General features: G+C 65.2%; 19 protein-coding genes and 2 pseudogenes. 15 read left to right on the top strand and 6 right to left on the bottom strand.

Annotation, left to right across the window (positions count from 1 at the left end):
- Window positions 1-3 precede the first annotated feature (3 nt).
- A pseudogene (gene hrpA, locus ACVOL0_RS02300) lies at window positions 4-1,879 on the top strand (ATP-dependent RNA helicase HrpA); the annotation flags it as partial.
- A 239-nt stretch (window positions 1,880-2,118) separates the two neighbouring features.
- Window positions 2,119-4,209, top strand: a pseudogene (locus ACVOL0_RS02295) (DUF3418 domain-containing protein); the annotation flags it as partial.
- 12 nt (window positions 4,210-4,221) lie between these two features.
- Here the strand turns inward: ACVOL0_RS02295 and ACVOL0_RS02290 are convergent.
- Both ACVOL0_RS02290 and ACVOL0_RS02285 read right to left on the bottom strand, forming a co-directional pair.
- Window positions 4,222-4,752 carry a DUF4124 domain-containing protein gene (locus tag ACVOL0_RS02290; RefSeq protein WP_481547718.1) on the bottom strand — a complete coding sequence of 177 codons (531 nt, stop codon included), beginning with the start codon at window positions 4,750-4,752 and terminating at the stop codon, window positions 4,222-4,224.
- An 80-nt stretch (window positions 4,753-4,832) separates the two neighbouring features.
- Entirely contained in the window at window positions 4,833-5,348 is a 516-nt protein-coding gene (locus ACVOL0_RS02285; protein ID WP_481547717.1) for a hypothetical protein, read from the bottom strand.
- Window positions 5,349-5,409: 61 nt separating this feature from the next.
- Between ACVOL0_RS02285 and ACVOL0_RS02280 the strand changes: the two genes are divergently transcribed.
- Both ACVOL0_RS02280 and ACVOL0_RS02275 read left to right on the top strand, forming a co-directional pair.
- Window positions 5,410-7,569 carry a RelA/SpoT family protein gene (locus ACVOL0_RS02280; protein WP_481547716.1) on the top strand — a complete coding sequence of 720 codons (2,160 nt, stop codon included), beginning with the start codon at window positions 5,410-5,412 and terminating at the stop codon, window positions 7,567-7,569.
- 13 nt (window positions 7,570-7,582) lie between these two features.
- Window positions 7,583-9,130, top strand: a complete 1,548-nt coding sequence (locus ACVOL0_RS02275; RefSeq protein WP_481547715.1) for a hypothetical protein — start codon at window positions 7,583-7,585, stop codon at window positions 9,128-9,130.
- Window positions 9,131-9,250: 120 nt separating this feature from the next.
- On the opposite strand, the gene pdxR is transcribed toward ACVOL0_RS02275, so the two are convergent.
- On the bottom strand, window positions 9,251-10,711 hold the full coding sequence (gene pdxR, locus ACVOL0_RS02270; RefSeq protein WP_481547714.1) for a MocR-like pyridoxine biosynthesis transcription factor PdxR: 1,461 nt from the start codon (window positions 10,709-10,711) through the stop codon (window positions 9,251-9,253).
- 138 nt (window positions 10,712-10,849) lie between these two features.
- Between pdxR and ACVOL0_RS02265 the strand changes: the two genes are divergently transcribed.
- The 4 genes from ACVOL0_RS02265 to glyA are packed head-to-tail and all read left to right on the top strand — an operon-like array spanning window position 10,850 to window position 14,904.
- Window positions 10,850-12,091 carry a benzoate/H(+) symporter BenE family transporter gene (locus tag ACVOL0_RS02265; protein WP_481547713.1) on the top strand — a complete coding sequence of 414 codons (1,242 nt, stop codon included), beginning with the start codon at window positions 10,850-10,852 and terminating at the stop codon, window positions 12,089-12,091.
- Window positions 12,084-12,899, top strand: a complete 816-nt coding sequence (locus tag ACVOL0_RS02260) for a YggS family pyridoxal phosphate-dependent enzyme (RefSeq protein ID WP_481547712.1) — start codon at window positions 12,084-12,086, stop codon at window positions 12,897-12,899. The genes ACVOL0_RS02265 and ACVOL0_RS02260 overlap by 8 nt, the downstream gene beginning before the upstream one ends.
- Entirely contained in the window at window positions 12,896-13,591 is a 696-nt protein-coding gene (locus tag ACVOL0_RS02255; protein WP_481547711.1) for a glutamine amidotransferase, read from the top strand. The genes ACVOL0_RS02260 and ACVOL0_RS02255 overlap by 4 nt, the downstream gene beginning before the upstream one ends.
- A 47-nt stretch (window positions 13,592-13,638) precedes the next feature.
- Window positions 13,639-14,904 carry a serine hydroxymethyltransferase gene (gene glyA / locus ACVOL0_RS02250; protein ID WP_481547710.1) on the top strand — a complete coding sequence of 422 codons (1,266 nt, stop codon included), beginning with the start codon at window positions 13,639-13,641 and terminating at the stop codon, window positions 14,902-14,904.
- A gap of 109 nt (window positions 14,905-15,013) precedes the next feature.
- On the opposite strand, the gene ACVOL0_RS02245 is transcribed toward glyA, so the two are convergent.
- Window positions 15,014-17,116 carry a glycosyltransferase gene (locus ACVOL0_RS02245; protein WP_481547709.1) on the bottom strand — a complete coding sequence of 701 codons (2,103 nt, stop codon included), beginning with the start codon at window positions 17,114-17,116 and terminating at the stop codon, window positions 15,014-15,016.
- 96 nt (window positions 17,117-17,212) lie between these two features.
- Here ACVOL0_RS02245 and mrcB point away from each other — a divergent pair, with 96 nt between their 5' ends.
- The 4 genes from mrcB to tsaB all read left to right on the top strand — a co-directional run bounded on the left by mrcB (window position 17,213) and on the right by tsaB (window position 23,145).
- Window positions 17,213-19,639 carry a penicillin-binding protein 1B gene (mrcB, locus tag ACVOL0_RS02240; RefSeq protein WP_481547708.1) on the top strand — a complete coding sequence of 809 codons (2,427 nt, stop codon included), beginning with the start codon at window positions 17,213-17,215 and terminating at the stop codon, window positions 19,637-19,639.
- An 8-nt stretch (window positions 19,640-19,647) separates the two neighbouring features.
- Window positions 19,648-20,178 (top strand): tetratricopeptide repeat protein, encoded by a 531-nt coding sequence (locus ACVOL0_RS02235; RefSeq protein WP_481547707.1) that lies wholly within the window; start codon window positions 19,648-19,650, stop codon window positions 20,176-20,178.
- 153 nt (window positions 20,179-20,331) lie between these two features.
- The gene (gene yoaA / locus ACVOL0_RS02230; protein WP_481547706.1) at window positions 20,332-22,428 is read left to right on the top strand and encodes a DNA repair helicase YoaA; all 2,097 of its coding nucleotides are present in this window, start codon (window positions 20,332-20,334) and stop codon (window positions 22,426-22,428) included.
- Between the two features lie 9 nt (window positions 22,429-22,437).
- Window positions 22,438-23,145, top strand: coding sequence for a tRNA (adenosine(37)-N6)-threonylcarbamoyltransferase complex dimerization subunit type 1 TsaB (gene tsaB, locus ACVOL0_RS02225; protein WP_481547705.1), 708 nt, complete (start codon window positions 22,438-22,440; stop codon window positions 23,143-23,145).
- Between the two features lie 123 nt (window positions 23,146-23,268).
- Here the strand turns inward: tsaB and ACVOL0_RS02220 are convergent, their stop codons facing one another.
- Both ACVOL0_RS02220 and gshB read right to left on the bottom strand, forming a co-directional pair.
- A complete protein-coding gene (locus tag ACVOL0_RS02220; RefSeq protein ID WP_481547704.1) occupies window positions 23,269-24,159 on the bottom strand; it encodes an energy transducer TonB in 891 nt (296 codons plus the stop codon).
- On the bottom strand, window positions 24,159-25,106 hold the full coding sequence (gshB, locus tag ACVOL0_RS02215; protein ID WP_481547703.1) for a glutathione synthase: 948 nt from the start codon (window positions 25,104-25,106) through the stop codon (window positions 24,159-24,161). The genes ACVOL0_RS02220 and gshB overlap by 1 nt, the downstream gene beginning before the upstream one ends.
- Before the next feature lie 240 nt (window positions 25,107-25,346).
- Here gshB and pilG point away from each other — a divergent pair, with 240 nt between their 5' ends.
- From pilG to ACVOL0_RS02200, 3 genes are read left to right on the top strand one after another with little or no spacing between them, the layout of a single operon-like run.
- On the top strand, window positions 25,347-25,748 hold the full coding sequence (gene pilG, locus ACVOL0_RS02210; protein ID WP_057628851.1) for a twitching motility response regulator PilG: 402 nt from the start codon (window positions 25,347-25,349) through the stop codon (window positions 25,746-25,748).
- A gap of 18 nt (window positions 25,749-25,766) precedes the next feature.
- A complete protein-coding gene (locus ACVOL0_RS02205) occupies window positions 25,767-26,129 on the top strand; it encodes a response regulator (protein WP_282271119.1) in 363 nt (120 codons plus the stop codon).
- Window positions 26,129-26,659, top strand: a complete 531-nt coding sequence (locus ACVOL0_RS02200; RefSeq protein WP_481547702.1) for a chemotaxis protein CheW — start codon at window positions 26,129-26,131, stop codon at window positions 26,657-26,659. Before ACVOL0_RS02205 ends, ACVOL0_RS02200 begins: the two co-directional genes overlap by 1 nt.
- Window positions 26,660-26,693: the final 34 nt, after the last annotated feature.

The raw sequence follows: 26,693 nt of genomic DNA, 5'->3' as shown, positions 1-26,693 counted from the left end.
TTGATGAGCACTATCGAGAAAGACCTGTCCGCCCGCCTGCGCGCCGCCCGTCCCGCCATTGAAGGGGCGATGAGCCGTGACCGTGGGCGCTTGTTGGGGTTGCTGTCGCGCTGGCAAGGCAAACCCGCGGACACGGCGGCCGAGCAGGCCTTCCAGCAGCAATTGCAGCGCTCGCACACGCAGCGCCAGCAGCGCGCCGCCCGGCCGATCAGCGTCAGCATGGATGAAACGCTGCCGATCGCACGTGAAGCGGAGCAGATCAGTGCACTGATCCGTGTCCATCAGGTAGTGGTCATCGCTGGCGAGACCGGCTCCGGCAAGACCACCCAGCTGCCAAAACTGTGCCTGGCGGCCGGGCGTGGCGAGGCCGGCATGATCGGCTGCACCCAGCCGCGCCGTATCGCCGCGCGTGCGGTGGCCGCGCGCGTAGCCGAGGAACTGCAGACCGAGCTGGGCACGGTGGTCGGCTATCAGGTGCGCTTCACCGACAAGGTCGGTGAAGACAGCCGGATCAAGTTCATGACCGACGGCATCCTGTTGGCCGAAATCGCCTCGGACCGCTGGTTGTCGCGCTACGACACCTTGATCATCGACGAGGCGCACGAACGCAGCCTCAACATCGACTTCCTGCTGGGCTACCTGAAGCAGTTGCTGCGCAAGCGCCCGGACCTGAAGTTGATCGTGACTTCGGCCACCATCGATACCGAGCGCTTCTCGCGCCACTTCGACAATGCGCCGGTGGTCAATGTCGAAGGCCGCACCTACCCGGTGGAAGTGCGCTATCGGCCATTGGAAGAGATGGGCAAGAGCGCTGACAGCGCCGCCGCGCCGGTGCGTGGCAAGCGTGTGGAAGCGGAAAGCGAGTCGGCGATGGACCCGGTCTCGGCCATTGTCGCCGCCGTTGATGAAATCACCCGCAGCGATGCGCGTGGCGACGTATTGATCTTCCTGCCGGGTGAGCGCGAGATCCGCGATACCCACCAGGCACTGGAACGCCGCAAATACCGCGAGACCGAGGTGCTGCCGCTGTACGCGCGGCTGTCGGCCAAGGACCAGGACCGGGTGTTCAATCCCGGCCCGAAGCGACGCGTGGTACTGACCACCAACGTCGCCGAAACCTCGCTGACCGTGCCGCGCATCCGTTACGTGGTCGACCCGGGCTATGCGCGGGTCAAGCGCTACAGCCCACGGCAGAAGCTTGATCGCCTGCATATCGAGCCGGTATCGCAGGCCAGTGCCAACCAGCGCAAGGGCCGCTGCGGTCGTATCTCCGAGGGCGTGTGCTACCGGCTGTATTCGGAGGCCGATTTCCTGAGCCGGCCGGAGTTCACCGATCCGGAAATTCGCCGTTCCTCGTTGTCTGGCGTGATCCTGCGCATGCTGCAGTTGGGCCTGGGCAAAATCGACGAATTTCCGTTCCTGGAAGCGCCGGACGAGCGTGCGGTGGCCGACGGCTGGCAACAGCTGGCCGAGCTTGGCGCCATCAACGACGAGCGCAAGCTCACCGACATCGGTCGGCAGATGTCGCGCTTGCCGGTGGACGTGAAGCTGGCACGCATGCTGGTCGCTGCACACAAGGGTGGTTGCCTGCGTGAGATGCTGGTCGTCGCGTCCTTCCTCGGCATCCAGGACCCGCGCGAGCGGCCGCCGGAGGCGCGCGAGGCAGCCGACAACGCGCATGCCGGGTTTGCTGACGCACGCTCCGAATTCATCGGCATCCTGCGGCTATGGAATGCCTACCGCGATGCCCACGAAGAGCTCACCCAGTCCAAGCTGCGCGACTGGTGCGGGCGCCATTTCCTAGGTTTCCTGCGCATGCGCGAGTGGCGCGAGCTGCACCGCCAGCTGCGCCTGCTGTGCGAGGAGCTGGGCTGGGCGATGGGCGAGGACGAGGCCTTCGGCAAGGCGCTGTTGTCGGCGCCGCCGGCCACGCCCGCCGGTGGTGATGCCGAGGCGAAGCGCAAGACGACGCGCGGCGAGCAGCATAAGGCTGCGCGATTGGCCCGCGAGGGAAAGAAGCAGAGGACAGCGTCGGGTTTGGCTATTGCTGCCCCTGCGCCAGAGAAAAACACGAGTAAACCGAACCAGGCCCCTGGCTTTTCCGCCATCCCCGACAAGGTGCGCATAGCGGCCTATCAGACGCTGCACCGTGCGGTGCTGGCGGGCCTGCCGACCCAGATTGGCCATCGCACCGAAAAGGGTGACTTCCAGGCGCCGCGCCAGCGTCGTTTCCATCTGTTCCCCGGTTCGGCGCTGGCCAAGCGGCCGCCGCCGTGGGTGCTCAGTGCCACATTGTTGGATACGGCGCGCGTATGGGGCATGACCAATGCCGCCATCGAGCCGGATTGGGTGATTGCCGAGTTGCCGCATCTGCTGGCACGCAAGCACTTCGACCCACATTGGTCGCGTGCCCAGGGCCAGGTATTGGCGTCAGAGCAGATCAGTCTGTTCGGCCTGGTGCTGGCACCGAAGAAGCCGGTGCACTACGGCAGGATCAACCCCGGCGAAGCCCACGACATCTTCGTGCGGCAGGCGTTGGTGACCGGCGAGATCACTACCCGCGCCGGCTTTGTCGCCGACAACATGAAGCTGCTGGAGCAGGCGCGCGAAGAGGAAGCCAAGCTGCGCCGCGCCGGCATCGTTGCCGACGAGGATTGGCAGGCGCGCTGGTATCTGGATCGGGTGCCATCGCATATCCATTCGGCCAATCTGCTTGATGGCTGGTGGAAGGCCTTGCCGCCGGAACAGCGCCGAAGCCTGCATTGGTCATTGACCGATCTGTTGCCGGGCGAGGGCAGTGAACAGGATCGTTACCCGAAGTATTTCCCGTTGGGCGATGCGCGCCTGGCCATGCATTACCGCTTCGAGCCGGGCAGCGAGGAGGATGGCGTCACGCTCGATGTGCCGCTGCACCTGCTCAATGCGCTGGACCCGGCTCGGCTGTCGTGGCTGGCCCCTGGCTTCGTCGCGGAAAAGGCCTCGGCCCTGATCCGCAGCCTGCCCAAGGCGATGCGCCGCAACTATGTGCCGGCGCCGGACTTTGGCCGTGCGTTTGCGGAAGCCTGGGCGCAACCGTCGGCTGACGACATCCGTGGCGAGCTGGCGCGCTTCCTGTCCAAAGCCACTGGTGCGATGGTCGCTGCCACGGATTTCGACGTGGAGTCGCTGGACCCGCACCTGCGCATGAATCTGCGGCTGTTTGAAGTGACATCTGCCAACGCAACACGTGGAAAGTCGGCTGCTTGCGGCGATAACGACGGCATGAAGCTGTTGGCCATGTCGCGTGACCTTGACGCACTGCGTGCCCGCTTTGGTGAGCGCGCCGGCAGCGCGTTTGCAGCACGTGCTGGCGCGGCCCTGGCTGCCGAGGGGCTGCGCGAGTTTCCAACCACGGCCATCCCCGAGCAGGTTCCGGGTGAAGCCGGGGTGCCGGCCTATCCGGCATTGGTTGATACCGGTGATGCTGCCGCGCTGCGCATCTTTGCCGACAGGAGCGAGGCCGCGCTGGCGCACCCGCAGGGGGTACGCCGCCTGCTGGAGATTGCCTTGGCCGACAAGCTCAAGCAGGCCCGCAAGCAGTTGCCGGTGTCGCCAAAGACCGGCCTGTTGTATGCGTCCATCGAGTCGCAGGAACGGCTGCGTGGCGATCTGGTCGATGCGGCGGTGAACGCGGTGTTGGCGGATGGGCTGGAGGCGATCCGTACGCCGGAAGCCTTCCAGCAACGCTGCGCCGATGCCGGCAAGCGCCTGTTCGGCGAGGCGATGGAACGGCTCAAACTGGCCGAAAGCATCCTTGGCCTGACCGGCGAGCTGAAGCCGCAGTTGGAATCACCGCTGATGGGCTGGGCACGCGGCAATCTGGACGATATGCAGGCGCAGTTGGCCGGTCTGGTGCATGCCGGTTTCCTGCGCGAGACCCCGGCCGACGCGCTGGCACAGTTTCCGCGCTATCTGAAGGCGATGATCCTGCGTGCGGAACGCGCAAAGCGCGATCCGCCGCGTGATCAGGCGCGCATGCTGGAGCTCAAGCCCTTCGTCGATGCCTTGCAGGAAGCGCGTGTGCAAGGCTTGGCGCAGCGTCCGCAGTGGGCGGCGTTGCGCTGGGATATCGAGGAGCTGCGGGTGTCATTGTTTGCCCAGGAGCTGGGTTTCCGCTCCGGCATCTCGGCCAAGAAGCTGGCGCAGCGGGTAGCGGCACTGCGCAGCTGATGGCAGCTGCGCTCAGCGCGCGGCTGCCGCTGCTGGGCGATGCTGCTGGACGCAGGCACGACGAGCGATGTTCATCTGCGCGTGGGCGCTGGCATGCTCACGGCTGATGGCCTGGCGGAAGGTGGCCATCCGTTCCCGCAAGGCCTTGCTGCGTTGTGCATCCTCGGCGGCAGCGAGCTGTTCGTTGAGCATGCCCATCTGCTGCTGCAGCGTGCCGACTCGGTCATTGGAGGAGCCATAGATGGACGCAGTGGCGGTACTGATGCAGCTGCGTTCGGCATCGTGGGCTTCTGCCAGCTCCCTGCTGTCGGCTGGCGCTGTTGGCGTCTCAGCCTCGCCTTGGCGCTGGTCGCCGGTGCCCATCGGTTGCTGTGGCAGCGGAGCTGGAGCCGGCGATTCACGCAGCTTCATCGGCTCGGCGCGGGCATCGCAGGGATGCTCGGAGTACACGGTTTCGCCGGACTTGCCCTTGCATTTGTATACCTGTGCCGCCGCGCTGGCGGGCAGTAACAGCAACAGCAGGGTCAGAGCGAATACGCGCATGGTGAAGGCCGGCTCACAGGATGAGGAACATGGGGGGAGCGCTTGCCCAGACCGATACGGCAGGGGCAGGGCTGGCACGATTACTTGGTACGGCGGACCTTGGCGCGGGTATTGAGGCCATCAATCTGTAGATACCACACGTTCATCAGGCCGGGGGTGATGCGTACTTTCGGGTCCTGCTTGCGCACGCCGCTGGCACCGGTTTCATCGGTCTGTTCCCAGATCTGGCCGTTGTCCAGGGTGTACTGGCGGCCTTTGCCAAAACCACGGAACTCACCTGCCAGGGTGGCTTCAATCGGGTCCTTGGAGCCGAAATCAAAGAAGCCGCGGTTCTTGGTGATCACTTCCTGGCGGCCTTCCTCGCGCGCCTGCTCCACGGCAACACTGGCAGCCTGTGCCACCTTGCCCTGCAGCCAGTTGTTGAGCGTGACCAGCTCTTCGGGGCTGAGCTTGTTCAAGCCGGCGGCATTGAATTCCGCGGCGGACATCTGCTGCTGCAGATCCCCCTGGACCACGCGTTGGGCGTGTGCATGGGTGAACGGGTACGAAGACAAAGCGGTGACGGCAAGCAGGACAGCAAGGCGGGGCAGCTTCATGAACATTGTTCCCAGAGAGGGTGGGCGCTAGTGTAGGGGCATCCGCCCGTAATTGAATGCTGTGAACAGTTCCCCCACCCCCGGTCTGGAAGCGCTTCTGCAGCGCGCCTCAACCCGTGCCCTGTCCGAGCCGCTGCGTCAGGCCCTGCTGGCCTGCTGGCAGCAAGCGGACATGGATGTGTCGCCGCGCCTGTCCTGGCCGGTACTTGCCGATACCCTGGATTCGCTGGCGCTGCTGTCCGCGGATGAAAGTGTGATTGTCGCTGCCCTGCTGTTCGATCTGCCTGGGTTGCGCGCGCGCGCGGCCGAGCTGCCATTGGGGCCAACCGCGACGGCGGTGAACGGGCTGCTGGACGGCCAGGAGGCTGCCGACCAGGTCTGGGCGCTGCATGCCGGTCGTGATGCAGGCCGCAACAGCGAAGGTCTGCGCCGGTTGCTGCTGGCGATCATCCATGACCTGAGGGTGGTGCCTATCCTGCTGGCGCGGCAGTTGGCCTGCATGCGTGCGGCGGACCGGCTGTCGGCCGAAGAACGCCGCGCCCTGGCCCAGCTGACCCGTGACATCCACGCGCCATTGGCCAATCGGCTGGGCATCTGGCAGCTGAAGTGGGAGCTGGAGGATCTGGCATTCCGCTTCCTTGAGCCGGAAACCTATCGGCATATTGCCCGCGAGGTCGATGAAACCCGCGTCGCCCGTGAGCGCTATGTGGAGGCGGTGAAAAAGAAGTTGTCGGCGGCCTTGGCCGAGCAGGGCATCCGCGGCGAAGTCAGCGGCCGACCCAAGCACATCTACAGCATCTGGCGGAAGATGCAGAAGAAGCAGCTGGCCTTCGAGCAGCTGTATGACCTGCGTGCGGTGCGGGTGATGGTCGATGATGTCGGCGCCTGCTACGCCGCACTGGGTGCGGTGCATGCGCTGTGGACACCGATTCCCAGTGAGTTCGACGACTACATCGCGCGCCCCAAGGCCAATGATTACCGCTCGTTGCACACCGCTGTGATCGGTCCGGAAGGGCGCACCATCGAAGTGCAGATCCGCACCCACGAGATGCATGCGCAGGCCGAGTTGGGCGTGGCCGCGCACTGGAAGTACAAAGAAGGCAGCAAGGGCGCTGAGAAGGCCTTCGACCGCAAGATCACCTGGATGCGGCAGTTGCTGGAGCAAGCGCAGGAACCGGGGAGCGCGGGTGATCTGGCCGGCGCGTTGGATGCCGAGCTGATCGAGGACCGGGTCTATGCGCTGAGCCCGAAGGGCGAGGTGATGGACCTGCCTGCCGGGGCCACCCCGCTGGATTTCGCCTACCACGTGCACACCATGGTCGGGCACCGCTGCCGCGGGGCCAAGATCAACGGCCGCATCGTGCCGCTGACCTACCGTCTGCGCAGCGGCGATCGCGTCGAGATCCTCACTGGCAAGGAGGCTGATCCCCGTCGCGACTGGTTGCTGCAGTCCAATGGTTTTCTGGCCAGTGGGCGTTCGCGTGAAAAGGTACGCAACTGGTTCCACAAGCTCGACCGCGCCCGCAACGTGCAGGCCGGCCGCGAGCTGCTGGACCGCGAACTGAAGCGATTGGGCCTGCAGCATTCCGACCTGATGGTGGCGGCACGCAAGTTCCACGCCGATAGCGTCGATGATCTGTACATCCAGGTTGCGCTGGGCGATACCGGCCCCAACCAGGTCAGCCGCGCCCTACTGGAGGCGGAAAAAGCCGCCTCGCAGCCGGCAGCAGCACCGGTACTGCCAAGGCCCACCGCCCGTCGCGGCAGCATCGGCAAGTCCGATTTCACCGTGCAGGGCGTGGGCAACCTGCTGGTGCAGCTGGCCCGGTGCTGTCAGCCGGTGGCTGGCGAACCGATCACCGGCTATCTCACCCGCACCCGTGGCGTCACCGTACACCGCATGGACTGCGCGTCGTTGGCGCGCTTGTCGGCCGCGCATCCGGAGCGGGTGCTGCCGGTGGAGTGGGGGCGTACCGGCACCGGCTATGAGGTGGATGTGATGGTGCGCGCGGTTGACCGGCGCTGGCTGTTGAAGGACATCACCAACCTGATCGCACAGGAAGATGCCTATGTGCTGGAGATCAACAGCGACAATGTACGCGAGAGCGGGCGCTTGCAATTGCGCCTGCGCTTGAAGGTAAGTGACTACGGCCAGCTGTCCACCCTGCTCGGAAAACTCGACGCCTTGCCCGGCGTAGACGATGCGCGAAGGCTGGGATAGGTAAGCTTGGCGCATGGAGAACTGGCGTCAGCGCGGCCAACAGGGATTGGAGACATTCGGCGACAAGCTGCGGCTGTACGGGCGCTGGTGGGTGGCGCGTGGCTGGAACAGCCCGCGCGCCTGGCGTTCCATTGCCATTGGTGTAGCCGCCTTGGCGCTGATACTGGCGTTGTTCCGGCAGCCGCTGGCCGACTGGCTGTGGCCGGAAACCAAGATCCAGCAGCTGCTTGATGACGGCCGCCAGGCGTTGCGTGAGGGGCGTTTGAGTGCGGCCGATGGCCGTGGTGCGCGTGAACTGTTCGAAGCTGCCGCCGCGCTGGATCCGGACCGCAGCGATGTACGCAACGCGCTGGTGCAGACCGCTCAGGCAGCGCTTGCACAGGCGCGTGCGCAGTTGGCGGCAGGGGATCGCGAAGCTGCAGCGAGCAGTCTGGCGTTGGCGCGGCAGCTGCAGGCACCTTCTGCCGAGATTGATCTGCTCGCGGCCAAACTGCAGCACGCTGTACGCGGGCATGATGGGATCGAGCAGTTGCTGCAGCAGGCCGAGGCGGCGCAGGCGCAGGGCCGGCTGGATGATGCGCCCGACGCTGCCCTGCCGCTGTATCAACGCGTGTTGGCGTTGCAGCCGGACAAGATGCAGGCACTGGAGGGGCGTGATGAGGTGCTGTCCGACCTGTTGACCCAGGCCACGCGGGCGGCTGATCGCGGTGATCTGGCCGCGGCGGCCGGCTTGCTGCAGCGGGTGGAACGCTATGACGCCGGTCACGCCAATCTGCCGGCGGTCAAGGCAGTGATGAATGCTGCGTTGGAGCAACGGCGCCAGCAGGGCGAGCGTGATCTGGCACGTGGTCGCCTGCAGCGTGCAGCCGAGGCATTCCAACAGGTGCTGGCCGCGGGTGAGGATCCGGCGGCACGCCAGGGTCTGCAGCGCATCGCCCATGCCCAAGTGCAGGAAGCGCTGCGATTGACGGCGGACTTCCAGTTCGAGCCGGCCGAGCGCGCCCTGCAGCATGCGCGCGAGTTGGCGCCCGACAGCGTCGAGTTGGGGGCCGCCGAGCAGGTCCTGCAGCGCACCCGACAGGCGCGGCAAACGATGGAGGTGCCGGTCAGTGCCGCCGAACGCGAGCGCCGCTTGAAGGCGCTGCTCAAACAACTGGACGAAGCCGAAGCGCGCCAGCAATGGCTTTTGCCGCCGGGCAACAGTGCCTACGACCGCTTCAAGGCGGCACAGGCGTTGGCGCCGCAGGACCCGCGGGTCAAGCGCGCGGCGGCAAGAATACTTCCGGCTGCGCGCACCTGCCTGGACGACAATCTGCGCGGCAATCGGCTGCGCGCAGCGCGCACCTGTCTGGATGCCTGGCAGGCGCTTGCGCCGACCGATCCGGCATTGGCATCGGCACGGCGACGGCTGGCGCAGCGTTGGATCGCGGTGGGCAGCGAGCGCTTGGGAGGCGGCGATACCGCCTTTGCACAACAGGCGCTGCTGCAAGCGCGTGAAATCGACCCGGCGACGCCGGAGATTGCCGGCTTCAGCGAGCGGGTGCGCAACGCCCTGCGTTGAGTTTTGCAGTTGCTGGGCCGCTATGAGCCTGGTAGAGCCGAGCCATGCTCGGCTGAGGCGTTCCCGATAACGCTCCAACGCAGCATGGCTGCGTTCCACTGATGGTCCGGAGGGCTGCCTTCAGCGCACCAGCACACGCAACACCTGCGCAAGCTTCTTGACTGCCACTTCAAGCTCAGCCGGCGTATGCGCGGCGAACCCCATCAGGAAGCCCGCGCTGGCGGAATCGCGGGACGCATGCAGGCCGCTCAGTCCAAGCAGATCTATTCCGGCGTGGCGCGCAGCATCGATAGCCCGCTGCTCGGGTATGTCGCGGATGAAAACGCAGGGCATCTGCATGCCGCCATCGGGTACGCGCGGCTCCACGAAATCCTTCAGATGCCTGCGCACCAGTTTGGCCAGCACATCACGGCGTTCGCAGTAGATTGCGCGCATGGCCCGCACGTGCGCACCGAAATGCCCGCCTTCCATGAAACGCGCCAGCGTCAGCTGTGGGATCGGTGCGCTATGCCCGTCCAGCAAGGTGCGCGCGATGGTCATCGGCGCGACCAGCGCAGTCGGCAATACCATGAACCCGATGCGCAGGCCGGGGAACAACGACTTGGTGAAGGTGCCGATGTAGATGGTGCGCTGATGCGCATCCAAGCCCTGCACGCAGGCCATCGGCCTGCCGGCGTAGTGGAACTCGCTGTCGTAATCGTCCTCGATGATCCAGCCCTGTTGCTGCCTGGCCCAATCGATGACCTGCAGCCGTCGTTCCAGTGCAAGGGTCGCGCCGCTGGGGAACTGGTGCGAAGGGGTCAGGAATGCCGCCCGTGCGGGCTGTCGCGCGTTGCGCAGCAGGTCCACGCGCATGCCGTCGGCATCCACCGGTATGGGCACGCAGTCCAGGCTGGCGGCATCGAACGCCTTGCGCGCGCCATGGTAGGCCGGGTCCTCGATGAAAATGCGCTCACCGGGATCGAGCAGCACGCTCGCACATAGGGTCAACGCCTGTTGCGAGCTGGTTACCACCAGTACCCGTTCCGGACTGGCATGGGCGCCGCGCTCCAGATTGACGTAGTCGGCAATGGCCTTGCGCAGCGGCGCCATGCCTTGCGGTGGACTGTGCAACAAGGCGGCGCTGCCCCATTCCTTCAACACCTGGCGTTGCAACCGCTCCCAGGTGGCCATGGGGAAGTTGCGGGTCTCCGGCACGCCGGGGACGAATGCGCGCGGCGCAAGGAACTCGCGAACCCCACCATTGCGGTATATGGCAGCGCCGCGCTGACTCAGCCGCAACGGTTGTTGCGTAGCGCTGGTGCGCAATGCGGTGCCGCGCCCGCCCAGGCGGCGTGCGCCCTCGGCGACGAAGCTGCCACTGCCAACCCGGCGCTCGATGAAACCCTCGGCATGCAACTGGCCGTAAGCCGCCTCCACCGTGTCGCGCGATACGCCCAGCGAGGCCGCCAGGGTGCGCGAGGCCGGTAGCGGCCTGCTCGCATCCAGCGCGCCGTCGAGGATGAGCTGGCGTACCGCGCGCTGGATGCGGGCATGCAGCGGCAGGTTGCCCTGTGCCGGGTCCACGACCCAGGCCTTCACCGATTCGAGCTGCGCCTGTTTGAACAATTGGTCTGGCCTGTATCCAAAAAGTGGTGGGAACTATCAGGCCATTTTAGACCTATAAAAACGGACCCGCCGCGCAGGCCTGCACCAGTCACCAGGAGTTCGAGCTTCGCCATGCCGTCCGCCGCTGCTTCCTCCCGGGCCATGCGCCCGGCTGACCTGATTCATCCCATCGTCGCCGGACTGGTTTCGGTCATCGTCAACTACGGCGGCACCTTCATCCTGGTATTCCAGGCGTCCAAGGTGGCCGGGCTCAGCCCCGAGCTGACCGCGTCCTGGGTCTGGTCGCTGTCGATCGGCGTTGGCGTCAGCGGCCTGCTGCTGAGCTGGTGGAGCCGCGAACCGATCATCACCGCGTGGTCCACGCCTGCCGCAGCCTTTCTGGTGACGGCGTTGGCGACAACGCCGTACAACGAAGCGATCGGTGCTTACCTGGTTTCAGCCGCTGCCTTTGTGGTGCTGGGCCTGTCCGGTTGGTTCGACCGGTTGATCCGGCTGATTCCTGCCGGGGTGGCCGCTGGCCTGCTGGCCGGCATCCTGCTGCAGTTCGGTACGCGTGCGTTTGCCGGGCTTGCTGTTGATCCGGTGCTCGCAGGCCTGTTGATCGTGGCTTGTCTGCTGCTGAAGCGCGTCAGTACGCGTTATGCCATTGCCGGCATCCTGCTGCTGGGGCTGGCGTTCCTGTGGCTGCAGGGGCGGCTGGACCTGTCGGCGGTATCGCTGCAGCTGGCCAAGCCGGTTCTCACCATGCCGGTGTTCTCGTTCAATGCGTTGCTCAGCGTGGCGCTGCCGCTGTTCCTGATCACCCTGACCGGCCAGTACATGCCCGGCATGCTGGTGCTGCGCAACGACGGCTTCAGCACCAGTGCCAATCCCATCGTGGCGGTCACCGGGCTGGGTTCCCTGCTGATGGCGCCGTTCGGTTCGCATGCTTTCAATATCGCCGCGATCACCGCGGCAATCGCGACCGGCCGCGAAGCGCATGAAGACCCTTCGCGACGTTGGATTGCCGGGGTTGCCGCAGGCTTGTGCTACATCCTGGTGGGGGTGTTCGGGGTGACCTTGGCGGCGGTGTTCATGGCGCTGCCGGCGACCTTCATTGCCACCCTGGCCGGGCTGGCGCTGCTGGGCACGATAGGCGGCAGCCTGGCCACCGCGCTGGCCGAGCCGCGCACGCGCGAAGCGGCACTGATCACTTTCCTGGCGGCCGCCGCCAACATCAATTTGCTCGGCATCGGCGGCGCGTTCTGGGGCCTGCTTATCGGCTTGCTGGCGCATGCCCTGTTGCATGGGCGCTGGTCGCCGCGAAACCAGCCAGTGCCTGCCAACCACAAACAGGAGCAGGCCAATGGTTGATTCGTCATCCACCCAGACCCAACACGCGCAACATGGGCGCTATCCGCAGGCAACGACGGTGGATGATTTCCGCCACAACCTGGCCCTGGTGCGGGCGCGCATGGACGCCGCTTGCCTGCGCGTCGGCCGCGATCCTGCGCAGCTGCGTCTGCTGCCGGTCAGCAAGACCAAACCCGAAGCCAGCCTGCGCCTGGCCCATGCCGCCGGTTGCCGCATGCTGGGCGAGAACAAAGTGCAGGAAGCTGCAGGAAAATGGCAGGCCATGCAGGATCTGGACGACCTGCAATGGTCGATCATCGGACACCTGCAGACCAACAAGGCCAAGCTCGTGGCGCGTTTCGCCAGCGAGTTCCAGGCGCTGGACAGCCTGCGGTTGGCCGAAGCGTTGGAACGTCGACTACAGGTTGAAGGTCGGTCGCTGGATGTCTATGTGCAGGTCAATACCTCGGGCGAGGCCAGCAAGTACGGTCTGGCGCCGGATGCCGTTGCCGGGTATCTGCGGGCGCTGAGCGCCTATCCGGCGTTGCGCGTGCGTGGCCTGATGACCTTGGCGGTGTTCTCGGCCGAAGCTGAGCGCGTGCGTCGCTGCTTCGTGCTGTTGCGTGAACTGCGTGATCGATTGCGCCAAGACACAGCCGTCGGTGATTCGTTGAATGAACTGTCGATGGGCATGTCCGGCGATTTCGAGATCGCGATAGAAGAGGGCGCCAGCGTGGTGCGCGTCGGTCAGGCGATCTTCGGTGCGCGGCCGCTGCCAGACAGCTACTACTGGCCAAACAATGACGTGGCTGCGGAAACAGGGCAATGAAAACTGCCCTTGCCATACGTCATCTGCACTTTGAAGACCTCGGTAGCTTGCAGTCGCTGTTGCACGAGCGCGGCTACAACGTGCGCTATCTGGAAGCAGCCAGCGTTGATCTGCGCAACCTGGAGGAGCCCGACCTGCTGGTCGTGCTCGGCGGGCCGATAGCTGCATTCGATGAGCGAGAGTATCCATTCTTGCTTGATGAGCTGGCGTTGATCCAGCGGCAACTGCGGCGCAGGTTACCGCTGCTGGGTATATGCCTCGGTGCACAACTGATCGCACGCGCGCTGGGTGCGGAGGTTGCCGGCATGGGCTTGAAAGAAATCGGCTTCGGGCCATTGACGCTGACCGCGCAGGGCAGGGCATCACCACTGACTGCGTTGGAGCAGGCGCCGGTGTTGCATTGGCATGGCGATCGCTTCGAGATTCCCGAGGGAGCGACGCTTCTGGCCGGGACGGCGCTGTGCGCGAATCAAGCCTTCAGCGTGGGCGAGCAGGTGCTTGCGCTGCAATGCCATCTGGAAGCGCTGCCGCAGCAGATCGAAGATTGGCTGGTCGGACATGCCTGTGAGCTTGCCCAGGCCGGAATCAGCCCGATTGCGTTGCGTCGGCAGGCCGAGGCCGCAGCATCGAGCCTGCCACGGGCAGCGCGGGCGGTATTTGGCGCGTGGCTGGATGCACTGCCAAGCCGGTAGCGAAGTCGAGCACTCCATCGAACAACTCAAACACAGGAACAACTGCCATGTATGACACATCCCACGATCTGGCTGACTTCGATCCCGAGCTGGCGTCAGCGCTGCAGGCCGAGCAGCAGCGTCAGCATGATCATGTCGAGTTGATTGCCTCGGAGAACTATGCCAGTCCGCTGGTGATGGCCATCCAGGATTCGGTGTTCACCAACAAGTACGCCGAGGGCTACCCCGGCAAGCGCTACTACAGCGGCTGCGAGAATGTGGACGTGGCCGAGCGGTTGGCGCTGGAGCGGGTCAAGCAACTGTTCAACTGCGACTACGCCAATGTGCAGCCGCATGCCGGTGCACAGGCCAACGCCGCGGTGTTCCTGGCGCTGGCCAGTCCGGGTGACACGGTGATGGGCATGAACCTGGCACAGGGAGGGCATCTGACCCATGGCAATCCATCCAACTTCTCGGGTCGGCACTATCGGATCGTGCCGTATGGGCTTGACCCGCGCAGCGGCCTGATCGACTACGAGGAGATGGAACGCATCGCGATGCAGAGCAGGCCCAAGCTGCTGATCGGTGGCTTCTCGGCGTACTCGCGGCACAAGGACTGGGCGCGCATGCGTGCAATTGCCGACAAGGTTGGTGCACTGTTCTGGGTAGATATGGCGCATGTGGCCGGGCTGGTCGCGGCGGGCGAGTACCCGGACCCGCTGCCGCATGCACACGTGGTGACCAGCACCACCCACAAGACCCTGCGTGGACCACGTGGCGGCATCATCCTCAGCAAGGGGCAGGATACGGACTTCAACAAGCGGCTGGACTCGGCGGTATTCCCGGGTATCCAGGGCGGGCCGCTGATGCATGTGATCGCAGCCAAGGCGATCGCCTTCAAGGAGGCTCTGCGACCGGAGTTCAAGACTTACCAGCGGCAGGTGATAGCCAATGCACGGGCGATGGCGGCGGTGTTGCAGCAGCGTGGCTACCGGATTGTTTCTGGCGGCACCGACAACCATCTGATGCTGATCGACCTGTCCAGCAAGCCGTTCACCGGCAAGGAAGCCGATGCCGCGCTGGCCCGTGCCTGGATCACCACCAACAAGAATTCGGTACCCAACGACCCGCGTTCGCCATTCGTGACCTCGGGTGTGCGCATCGGCACACCGGCGGTAACCACACGTGGCTTTGGTATCGCCGAATGCGAACAGTTGGCAGGCCTGTTGGCCGACGTGCTCGACGGCCTGGAGGCGGGCAGGCTTGACGAGGTGACCGGTGAGGTGCGCGAGCAGGTGTCGGCCTTGTGCAGGCGCCATCCGGTGTATCGCTGAAGTCTATTGCTGCATGCGCCGCCGGATGTCGGGCTGCTGAACTGGACGATCAGCGCGCGCATTTTTGCGCGCGCCGGCGTCTGCCCCGATCACTGTGCAACGCGTTGCGTTACGGTTCGAGGAACACCCGCTGCACGGCGAGGCGGGCAGCATCCATCGAGAAATGCCTGGCGATATTCGCCAAACCGTTGTCCGATAGACGCTGCCATAGCCCGGCGTCGTCATACAGGCGCAGTACCGCGGCGGCAAATGCCTGGCTGCCGTCGGCGACCAGTACGTCCTGACCGTCACGCAGGTGCATGCCCTCCACGCCGCAGGTGGTGGCAACCACCGGCTGGCCGTGGGCCATGCTCAGGTTGACCTTGCCCTTGACCCCGGCACCGAAGCGCAGCGGTGCCACTGCGACACGCATGCCGGTCATGAACGGCACTACATCCGGCACGTAACCATGCACCAGTACGCCAGGGCTGCTGGCGGCCAGTGCATGGATGCTGTCGGGCACATCGGCGCCGATGCAATGGAAGCGAATCTCAGGGCGCTGGGCATGGATCAGCGGGAACACCTCGCCGATGAACCAGGTCATCGCGTCCAGGTTCGGTGGATGGCGGAAGCCACCGACGAAGACCAGGTCATGCCGCTGTGCCCAGCCTTCGCCAGCGCCCGCGACTTCGTGCAGGTTGGAAATCAGCTCCACCCGCACCTGTGGTGCATCGGTCGCCAGCTGTTCTTTTTCGGCGGCGCTGACCAGCAGGGTCACATCGGTGGCCGCCATCACCGCCAGTTCGCTGGCGCGGGTGCGTTCGGCGCTGCGCAGCAGGCGCTGGTCGCGGGCCAGCTCGGCTCCGCGGCGCTCGCGCAGGTAGTGCAGGTCGACGGTGTCGAAAACGGTACGCGCCTGCGGCGCGAACTGCTTCAACAAGGGCAGGCATTCATTGGCAACGTGGTAACGCACCAGCATGACCACCGCGAAACGCTTGCCGTTGTCGCGCAGCCAGCTGCCGACGCGGTCGAGGAAGGGCGCGTGCCAGACTTCCACGCCCATGGCCTGCAGGGCTTCGCTGGCCGGGCTGGCGGGCTCGCCACGGGTAGGCAGGAACACCACATGTGCGCCTTCTGCCAGCAGCATGCGGATCAGGTTGAACTGGCGCAGCGAGGCCGAATCGCGGTCGGGCTGTGGCAGGCATTCGTCGATGATCAGGATCTGTCGCTGGCGGCGATGCAGCAGCGCTGGCGACGGGACACTGCCTGCGGCCGGCTGTGCGGCAAGTGCGTCCTGCCAGACCTGGGCGAACACCGCCTGATTACGGACCTGGTAGGCCTTGACCCCCGTGCTGGTGTCGGTGCCATTGCTGGTGCCCTCGTCGTGCACGACGCGACTGGCGGGCTGCACCAGTACGCGGCGTCCTGCAGCGCGCACCTTGAAGGCCAGGTCGGTGTCTTCGTAATAGGCCGGTGCGTAGCGGCTGTCCAGTCCGCCCAGTTCTTCAAACAACAACCTGGGGATGGCCAAGACTGCGCCGGAACAGTAGTCGGCATCGCGTAGCGCGCTGTAGCGGGGATCTTCGGCTGATTCAAAGCGGCCGTAGCTCCAGCAGCTGCCGTCGGCAAAGACCACGCCGCCGGATTCCTGCAGGCGGCCATCCGGATACAGCAGCTGGGCGCCGACCAGACCGGCGTCCGGCACGCGGGCGAAGGGTTCCAGCAGCGCATCCAGCCAGCCGGGCTGGGGAATGGTGTCGTTGTTCAGCAGCACCACATAGTCGCCGCGGCTGAGTCGCAGGCCATCGTTGCAGGCGGCAATGAAGCCGCCGTTCTGAGCACGCAGGTGATAGCGCAGCCCGTCGATCTGCTGCATCCAGGCGCGGGTACTGTCGCTGCTGCCGTCATCGATCACCAGGATCTCGCAACTGGCGGCGGGCGGATGCGCGGCCAGGGCGCGCAGGCAGGCCAGCGTATGTGCGCAATGGTTGTAGACCGGAATGACGATGCTGGCCGTCGGGCGCTCGCTGCTGGGCACGCTGAACGGCGCGAACGGGGCGCTGGCAGGGAAGTACAGCGGTTCACGCTGAGCGGGCGGTTGCCGACGGGTATGCACGCCAACCCGGTGCAGCGTCGCCCGCCAGCCACGGGTGCGCAGGCTGGCCAGGCCCCGACGGACCAGGCCGATGATGCGATTGAAGGCGTAGCGCGCATCGGCCAGCGAAATCGACATTCCTTTGGAACTCCAGCTTAAGCGGGGAACTGACAGTCAACGCCCCCCGGGATGCGGCTGCGTTAGACTCATTGCAAACCACATTCTCGCATCCCTGTGCCACGACGCCACGATTCCGACCAGTTCGACGACGATACCGACGGCAACAGCCCTGTGTGGCGGAGCCGCTTGATCACCTGGGGATTGGCCGCAGCCGCATTGGGGCTGGGCTTCATGATCCCCTATACGTTGTACCTGAACAGTCAGGTCAGCCAGCGTTTTGGTGAGTTGCGTTGGCAGATCCCGACCCGCGTGTACGCGCGGCCGTTGGTGCTCAGCCCGGGCACGGCGATGAACGCCAATACGCTGAAGACCGAGCTGGCGGCCTCCGGTTACCGCGATGACGGCGTTGGCAACAGTCCCGGCACTTATAAGGCGCAGGGCGGCAGTTTCAGTATTTCCAGCCGCGGCTATGTCGATGTTGATGGCAATGTGGCGGCGCGCAAGGTGGATGTGGTGGTTTCCGGCGGGCAGGTGGCTTCACTGCGTGATGCTGGCAGCCGCAAGGCGCTGAAAGCTGCGCGACTGGACCCGGCACGTATCGCTACCTTGTACGGGCAGAAGCAGGAAGAGCGCCGGCTGGTACGGGTGGGTGAAGTCCCCGAGTTGCTGGTCACCGGCCTGCAGGCGGTGGAAGACAAGGACTTTGCCCGTCATCACGGCATCGATCTGAGCGGTATCGCGCGCGCGGTGTGGGTGACCATCCGTACTGGCGGTGAGACCAAGCAGGGCGCCAGCACCTTGACCCAGCAGTTGGCCCGCAGCGGCCTGCTCGGCATCGGCAAGGAACAGACGATCACCCGCAAGTTCAACGAGGTGCTGTACGCGCTGATCATGGAAGCGCGTTACGACAAGTCCACCATCCTTGAGGCCTATCTCAACCAGGTCTACCTGGGGCAGCGCGGCAAGCAGGCCATCCATGGGGTGTCGTCCGGTGCCGAGTTCTGGTTTGGCCGTGACCTCAATTCGCTGAGCAGCGAGCAGATCGCCTTGCTGATTGGCCTGGTCAAGGGCCCGTCGTTCTACGACCCACGGCGCAACCCCGAGAATGCGCTGGACCGCCGCAACTTCGTGCTGGGCAAGTTGCACGAAAACAAATTGATTGATGACGCCGAGTATCAGCGTGCCCTCAAGGCGCCGCTGGGCGTATCCAAGACGGCAGGTATTGCCGCCGCCAACCGTTTCCCTGCCTATGTGGATCTGGTGCGTCGTCAGTTGGGTAACGACTACCCGGAAAGCGTGCTGCAAGGTGCCGGCTTGAATGTCTTCACCGGCATGTCGCCGTCGGCTCAGGCCTATGCCGAGGGCGCGGTGGCGCACACCATCAAGGCGCTGGAAAACAAGCGTCGCCCGGAGCTGCAGACCGGCTTGGTGGTGACCGATGTGCACAACGGCGACGTGCTGGCCGTGGTCGGCAGCCGTGATGTGTCCGAGCCGGGCTTCAACCGTGCCATCGATGCGCAGCGGCAGGTGGGTTCGTTGCTCAAGCCCTTTGTCTACCTGCTGGCATTGGCGCAGCCGGATCGCTACTCGCTGGCCAGCTGGGTCGATGACTCACCGGTCACCGTCAAGCTCAGCCGCGGCCGCAACTGGACGCCGGGCAATGCCGACAACCGCAGTCACGGCACGGTGCGCCTGATCGATGCCCTGGCCCGTTCCTACAACCAGGCCACGGTGCGGGTTGGCATGCAGGTCGGCCCGGAACGGCTGACCCAGCTGATGAATGTGTTGGCCGGGCTCAAGGCCGAGTCCAATCCGGCGGTGATTCTCGGTTCCACCGACCAGAGCCCCTACGGCATGACCCAGCTGTATCAGTTCCTTGCCTCCGGCGGCGAAATCCAGCCGCTGCATGCGGTGCGTGGCGTGGTCGATGCGCAGGGCAAGCTGCTCAAGCGCTATGACAAGAGCCCGGCACCGGCACAGGAGGGCGACTCGATTGCTGCCAACCTGATCAGCGTCGGCCTGCAACAAGTGGTCTCCAGCGGTACGGCTTCAGGCTTGAACGCCGATGGCCTGTCGCGGCTGCAGGCCGCCGGCAAGACCGGTACCTCCAACGACGGTCGTGACAGCTGGTATGCCGGTTATACCGGTGACCATCTGGCGGTGATCTGGATGGGCAACGACCAGAACGAGCAGACCGGTTTGTTTGGTGCCTCCGGTGCGATGCGGGTGTGGTCGGGCATCTTCCGCAACCTGCCCAGCAAGGCCCTGCACGTGAACAACAAGGGCCTGGACTGGCAGTACGTGGAAGCGGCAGGCAGCAATGCCACCGACGAATCCTGCCCCGGCGCACGTCGTTTCCCGTTCGTGGTTGGCTATGCGCCGCAATACGTGCCCTGTGCGGTGCCGGCCGAAGTACCGCTGGAAGATGGGGCCGAGGGTGCCCAGGAGCAGTCCGGCGGCGGTTGGCGTGGCTGGCTGGGCCTGGATCGCAAGGAACCTGAACCGGCTGCAGCCCCCGCTGCGCAGGCGCCTGCGCGATAATCCCGCCCATGAATATCAAGTCTTTGATCCGCTACGCGCTGCTTTCAGCTGCAGCTTCTCTGTCACTCGCAGGCTGCGTCAGCGCACCACCGGTGGCGCCGGCGGTGGTTGACACCACCACGCCGGCACAGCGTCTGGCGGCGGTGGATGCCATCGCCGGTGTCGATGACACCGAGCTGTCAGTGCAGCCGCTGCGCGATGCGCAGGTGGATGATCTGCGCCAGACCGCCATCGCCCTGCGCAAGGCCGGTGACCTGGCCGGTGCAGCCGAAGCCCTGAACGAAGCGCTGCTGCAGGTGACCGATGACCCGGGCATCCTGCAGGAACGCGCCGAAATCGCGCTGCTGCAGGCCGACTGGGCGCGCGCCGAGACCTTGGCCAGGAAGGCAGTGGATCTGGGCTCGCGCACTGGTCCGCTGTGCCGTCGCCACTGGGCCACCATCGAACAATCGCGTCTGGCCCGCGCCGAAAAAGAGAATGCCGTCTCCGCGCATGCGCAGATCGAAGGCTGCACGGTGCCGGGGATCAAGCGCTTTTGATTTGCAGCGGGAATCGGGAGTTGGGAACAGCGAATGGAAGTGCCTGATCGCCGGGCGAGGATGTACTCCGTCAGTGCCATGGTGCGATCAGCGTCTCGATTGAGGCTTGCGGCCATTTCCCGTTCTCGATTCACCATTCCCGGCGCTTGAGCCATGTCCTCCCTAGTCACCGCCAGCTGCGAAGCACTCAGTGAAGGTGGCGCGCTTGCGCGTCAGCTCGATGCCTTTGTGCCGCGCCCCGCGCAGCTGCGCTTGACTGGCGCGATCGCCGAGACCTTCCAACAGCGCGATGTGCTGCTGGCCGAAGCCGGTACCGGTACTGGCAAGACCTACGCCTATCTGGTGCCGGCTTTGCTGTCCGGTTTGAAGACCATTGTCTCCACCGGCACCCGCGCGCTGCAGGACCAGCTCTATCACCGCGATCTGCCGCGCGTGCGCGCCGCATTGGGCGTTGGACATCGCGCCGCCTTGTTGAAGGGGCGGGCGAACTATCTATGTCGCTATCGCCTGGATCAGGCCCGCGGCGAACCGCGCTTCACTTCGACCGAACAGGTGGCGCAGTTCCAGCGCATCCTCACCTGGTCCGGTCGCACCCAATACGGCGATATAGCCGAGTTGGATGGGCTGGCCGATGACTCGCCCTTGTTGCCGATGGTCACCTCGACGGTGGACAACTGCCTGGGAACCGATTGCCCGTTCTGGGGCGATTGTTTTGTGGTGCAGGCGCGGCAGCGGGCGCAGGAGGCGGATCTGGTGGTGGTCAATCATCACCTGCTGCTCGCCGACCTGGCGCTCAAGCAGGAAGGCTTCGGCGAGATACTGCCCGGCGCACAGGCCTTCGTCATCGACGAAGCCCATCAGTTGCCCGAGCTTGCCGCCAACTTCTTTGGCGAAAGTTTCGGCATGCGTCCTTGGCAGGAGCTGGCGCGCGATTGCCTTGTAGAGTGCCGTAGCGTTGCTGGTGCGCAGGCAACCCTGCAGCAGCCGGTGGCGGCGCTTGAACTGGGCTTGCGCGAACTGCGTGAGGCGATGGAGAAACTGCCGCAACGTGGTACCCGCTGGCGCGCGCTGGCAGTGCCAGCGGTGGCTGAAGGCTTCGATGCGGTTGCTGCGGCGATGGCGCAGCTGCGTGACGCATTGGGCTTTGTACGCGAAGCCTCGCCCGGGCTCGATGCCTGCCATGCGCGCGCGATGGAAGGTGTCTCGCGGCTGTCGCGTTGGCTGGATGACGGCGACGGCGCTGCGGTCGATGCGTGGGATATCGACGAGGTGGTGGTCGCGCCGGACGATGCTGCCGCGCCAGCGGTCAGCGATTCGCTGTTCCCCGTCGATGATGGCAATGATGTGCTGTGGTACGAGCTGACACCGCGCGGCTTCCGCTGCCAGCGCACACCGATGGATGTATCCGGTCCGTTGCGTGAGCACCGCCTGCGCTCGATGGCGGCCTGGGTGTTCACCTCGGCCACCTTGACCGTGGATGGTGGCTTCGAGCACCTGTCCAAGCGCCTGGGCCTGGATGATCCGGATACCCTGGTCCAGCCCAGCCCCTTCGATTGGCAGCAGCAGGCGCTGTGCTATCTGCCGCAGCAGCTGCCTGATCCGGCTGCGCGCGGCTATGGCGCGGCCTTGATTGCAACGCTACGACCGGTGCTGGAGGCCTCGCAGGGCAGGGCATTCCTGTTGTTCGCCTCGCACCGGGCGCTGCGCGAGGCCGCCGATGCGCTGCGTGACGGGCCCTGGCCGCTATTCGTGCAGGGCGAGGCGCCGCGCGCCAGCCTGCTGCAGCGCTTTCGCGAATCGGGCAACGGCGTGCTGCTGGGCGCGGCGAGCTTCCGCGAAGGTGTGGACGTGGTCGGCGATGCGCTGAGCGTGGTGGTGATCGACAAGCTGCCATTCGCCGCACCCGATGATCCGGTGTTCGAAGCGCGGCTGGATGCGATCCGACGCCAGGGCGGCAATCCGTTCCGCGATGAGCAGCTGCCGCAGGCGGTGATCGCGCTCAAGCAGGGCGTGGGCAGGCTGATCCGCAGCGAGACCGACCGTGGTGTGCTGGTGCTGTGTGACCCGCGCCTGCTGTCGCGCGGTTATGGCCGGATCTTCCTGGATTCGCTGCCGCCATTCCGCCGTACCCGCGCGCTGGCCGATGTGCAGGCCTTCTTTGCGCGACAATGGGCGCCGGAGGCGGATTCCGCCAGCGCGCCGCCTTCGGCCGACGCTGGCTCCGAAGCGCCGCCGTTCTCTCTTTCCTGATGTGATGCCATGAAGCTGCTTGCCTTTGAAACCGCCACCGAAGCCTGTTCCGTCGCCCTATATGTGGATGGGCAGGTACTGGAACGGTTTGAAGTCGCGCCGCGCCGGCACGCCGAATTGAGCCTGCCGTGGGCCGAGCAGTTGCTGGCCGAAGCCGGTGTCGTCCGCAGTCAGTTGGACGCCATTGCGCTGAGCCGAGGGCCCGGAGCCTTCACTGGCGTGCGTCTGGCCATTGCGATTGCGCAGGGCATTGCCTTGGCGCTGGACCGCCCTTTGCTGCCGGTATCGACCCTGCAGACCCTGGCGCTGCGCGCACCGGCCGATGCGCCGCGGGTGCTGGCCTGCATCGATGCACGCATGGGCGAGTTGTATGCAGCGCGCTATCTGCGCGATGCCGATGGCGAGCTGCAGTTGCAGGAACGTGAGCTGCTGGTCGCGCCCGATGCCGTGCAGCTGCCGGTCGATGACAGCCTCTGGGCCGGCGTTGGCACTGGTTTTGCGGCAGGCGAGGGCGTGTTGAGCACGCACCTGCAATCTCGCCTGAGTAGCGTGGATGCGCAGGCCTTGCCCAGTGCTGCCGACGTGCTGAAGATCGCGGTACCGGCGATGCTGCGCGGCGAAGCCATCGCCCCGGAGCTGGTGCAGCCGGCCTACCTGCGCGACAACGTCGCGCTGACCCTGATCGAACAGCAAGCGCTGCGCGATTCCAAGCGTTGAATCTTGACGGGTTTTGTAGGAGCGGCGTAAGCCGCGAAGCCGGTGTTGTCTGAACTACCGGCCTGATTGCGATCTGGGAATGTACGAGCTTCGCGGCTTACGCCGCTCCTACAAAATTCCGGTTCAGCGATCGTCGTGCAACTGCCCGCCGGGCAGGAACATCCAGGTGCGGGTGACCTGCAGGATGTCGATGTCGTCCTTGGTCTCGGGCAACGCCGGGAACGGCTGCGCCTGCTCGATCACGCGCAGTGCGGTGGCATCCAGCAAGGGCACGCCGCTGCTGCGCAGCACGCGACTGCTCTCCACGCTGCCGTCGCGGCGCACGCCGACGGTGATCACCACTTGGCCCGCAAGTCGGCGCTGGCGCGCTTCGTCGGGGTAATTCAGGTTGCCCACGCGCTCGGCGCGGTCGACCCAGGCGCGCAGGTAGTTGGCATAGGCGTATTCGCGGGTGCTGGCCGAGACGAACTTGCGGTTGGGGCGCTTGGCGTACTGCTCCGAGCGCAGATGCACTTCGGCCGCCAGTCGCGCCATCGCTGCATCACGTTGTTCGCGTGCGCTCATCGGCGCGTTGGCATCGGGGCGATCCGGCAGCGGCTGGGTCTGCGCGGTCGCAACCGGGTCCTTGCCCTGGGTGCTGGTGATGATGCGCGCCTGCGGTGGTGGCGGTGCGGCCGCGCTCTGCGCCTGCAGCGGTACCGGTGCCAACCCGTCCTGCAACTGCGGCACGATGCCGGCCTGGGAGTCGCGCGGGCGCTGGGCCTTGTCGTGGTCGCCGCCGCCCTGCTGGTTGGCCTGGGCGAGGAAGTCGGCCTGCTTGGGCGTGAGTGGCGTGCTGGTCTGGCTGAAGATCACATCCAGCGTCGGTACCAGCGGTGCGTTGTCGCTCACTGCAAAGCCGACACCGAGGATCAGCAGGCCATGCACCAGCGTGGACAGCACTAGAGTGGCGGTCAGGCGTTGCTGCTCGCTGACCCGCGGTGCCGCGGGCAGGACATCAGGCTGGGAATACATCAGGCCAGGCCAGCCTCGATGGCATCAAACAACTGGCCAGCGATATTCAGGCCGAACTGTGCATCCAGTTCGCGCACGCAGGTGGGGCTGGTGACGTTGACTTCGGTCAGGTAGTCGCCAATGACATCCAGTCCCACAAAACGCATGCCGCGGCGCTTCATTTCCGGGCCAACCTGGGCAGCAATCCAGCGGTCGCGTTCGCTCAAGGGGCGGCCTTCGCCGCGGCCGCCAGCGGCCAGGTTGCCGCGGAACTCGTCGCCCTGCGGGATGCGCGCCAGGCAATAGTCCACCGGTACACCATCGATCAGCAGGATGCGCTTGTCGCCAGCACTGATGTCGGGGATGAAGCGCTGTGCCAGGGCCAGGTGCTGGCCGCCCTCGGTCAGCGTCTCCAGGATCACGTTGAGATTGGGGTCGCCGGTACCGCTGCGGAAGATCGAGCGCCCACCCATGCCGTCCAGCGGCTTGAGCACGGCTTGGCCGTGTTCAAGCACGAAGGCCTTGAGTTCGCGCGCGTTGCGGCTGACCAGGGTCGGCGGGCAACACTGCGGGAACAGCAGCGCGGCCAACTTCTCGTTGAAGTCGCGCAAGCCCTGCGGGTCGTTGACCACGGTGGCGCCAGCCTGCTGGGCGACGCTGAGGATGTGGGTGTCGTACAGGTACTCGCCATCGAACGGCGGGTCCTTGCGCATCAGCACGATCTGGCCCGGGCCGAAGGCCAGCGGGGCGAACTCACCCAGGCTGAACCAGCCGGCCTTGTCGTCGCGCACCTGCAGCGGGGCAGCCTCGGCCTGAGCCTGGCCACCGTGCAGGGACAGCCCGCCGGGGCGTACATAGTGCAGCCGGTGACCACGGCGCTGGGCCTCCAGCAGCATGGCGAAGGTGGTGTCCTTGGCGATCTTGATGTCGGCGATGGGGTCCATCACCACGATGACGTCTAAAGGCATGACTTGAATCCAGCAGATCTGGAGGAGGATGTTAGCCGTTCAGGGCGGGGCCGCCCAGCGCGGAAAGCGGAACACTGAGGCTGAATGGCGCGGCGCTTTTATTGAGAATACGGTCACATTACATTGGCGATCAGCCCGGTCCCGCAGGCATCGCTTGACAGTTTGCGGCTGGGCTGGGATATAGATGCGCTTTCGCGGCAATATCGCACTCGGTATCGGTCGCGCGTTCGGGGATCAAAAATGGTTGAAAACATGGCTGCGGGTGGGGAACTCGCAGGGCTGAAGGTGATGGTCATCGATGATTCGAAGACCATCCGACGTACGGCTGAAACACTGCTCAAGCGTGAAGGTTGTGAAGTGGTGACCGCCACTGACGGCTTCGAGGCATTGGCCAAGATCGCCGACCAGCAACCACAGATCATCTTCGTCGACATCATGATGCCGCGGCTGGATGGCTATCAGACCTGTGCGCTGATCAAGGGCAACCAGCTGTTCAAGTCGACGCCGGTGATCATGCTGTCGTCCAAGGATGGCCTGTTCGACAAAGCCCGTGGCCGCATCGTCGGCTCCGAGCAATACCTCACCAAGCCATTTACCCGCGACGAACTACTAGGTGCCATCCGCACATACGTCAACGCCTGACCAGGGGGAAAGGCAAAAATGGCTCGAATTCTTTTGATCGAGGACTCACCGACCGACAGGGCGGTGTTTACACAGTGGTTGCTCAAGGCTGGGCACGAGGTGTTGTCGGCTGACAATGCCGAGGACGGCCTGCAGATTGCCCGTGAACAGGCTCCGCAGCTGGTGCTGATGGACGTGGTGCTGCCTGGCATGAGTGGTTTCCAGGCAACCCGCGCGCTGTCGCGTGACGAGTCCACGCGTGCCATCCCGGTGCTGATCGTCAGCACCAAGGGCATGGAAACCGACAAGGCCTGGGGCATGCGTCAAGGCGCCAGCGACTACATCGTCAAGCCGCCGCGCGAGGATGATCTGATCGCGCGGATCAACAAACTGGTGGGTTGATGCGTTCTCCATTCGACATCCTTGAAGCCTACGAACGCCGCAGTCTGGCGCACGCGGTACAGCTGCCCGAGCGCAGCTTTTCGCAGGATGTCTGGCGTGGCGTGGGTTACCGCGTTGGCAGCCGGCATCTGGTCTCGGATTTCCGCGAAGTGGTGGAAATCGTACCGATGCCGCCAGTCACCCCGGTTCCCGGCGCCCAGCCCTGGTTGCTGGGCGTGGGCAACCTGCGCGGCAACCTGTTCCCGGTGGTGGACCTGAAGAACTTCCTGGAAGGTGAGCGTACGCCGCCACAGGAAGGCCAGCGCGTGTTGATCATGCGCCAGAGCGGCGGCGACGTGGCGCTGGTGATCGACGAGTTGTATGGCCAGCGCAGCTTCGAGGCACCGATGCAGGTGCCGGCCGGTGACATCGCCCAGGGCCGTTACGCGCACTTCGTCGATCGTGCCTTCCATGATGAAGGCCGTGACTGGGGTGTGTTTTCGCTGTCGCTGCTTTCCCGCACTCCTGAATTCCGGCAAGCGGCCGCCTGATCGGCGCGCTTGCCTCTTCGTATTGAGACCGAGG

The organism is Stenotrophomonas sp. STEN021 (assembly GCF_056760175.1).
This window is presented reverse-complemented; position numbering and strand designations above follow the sequence as displayed.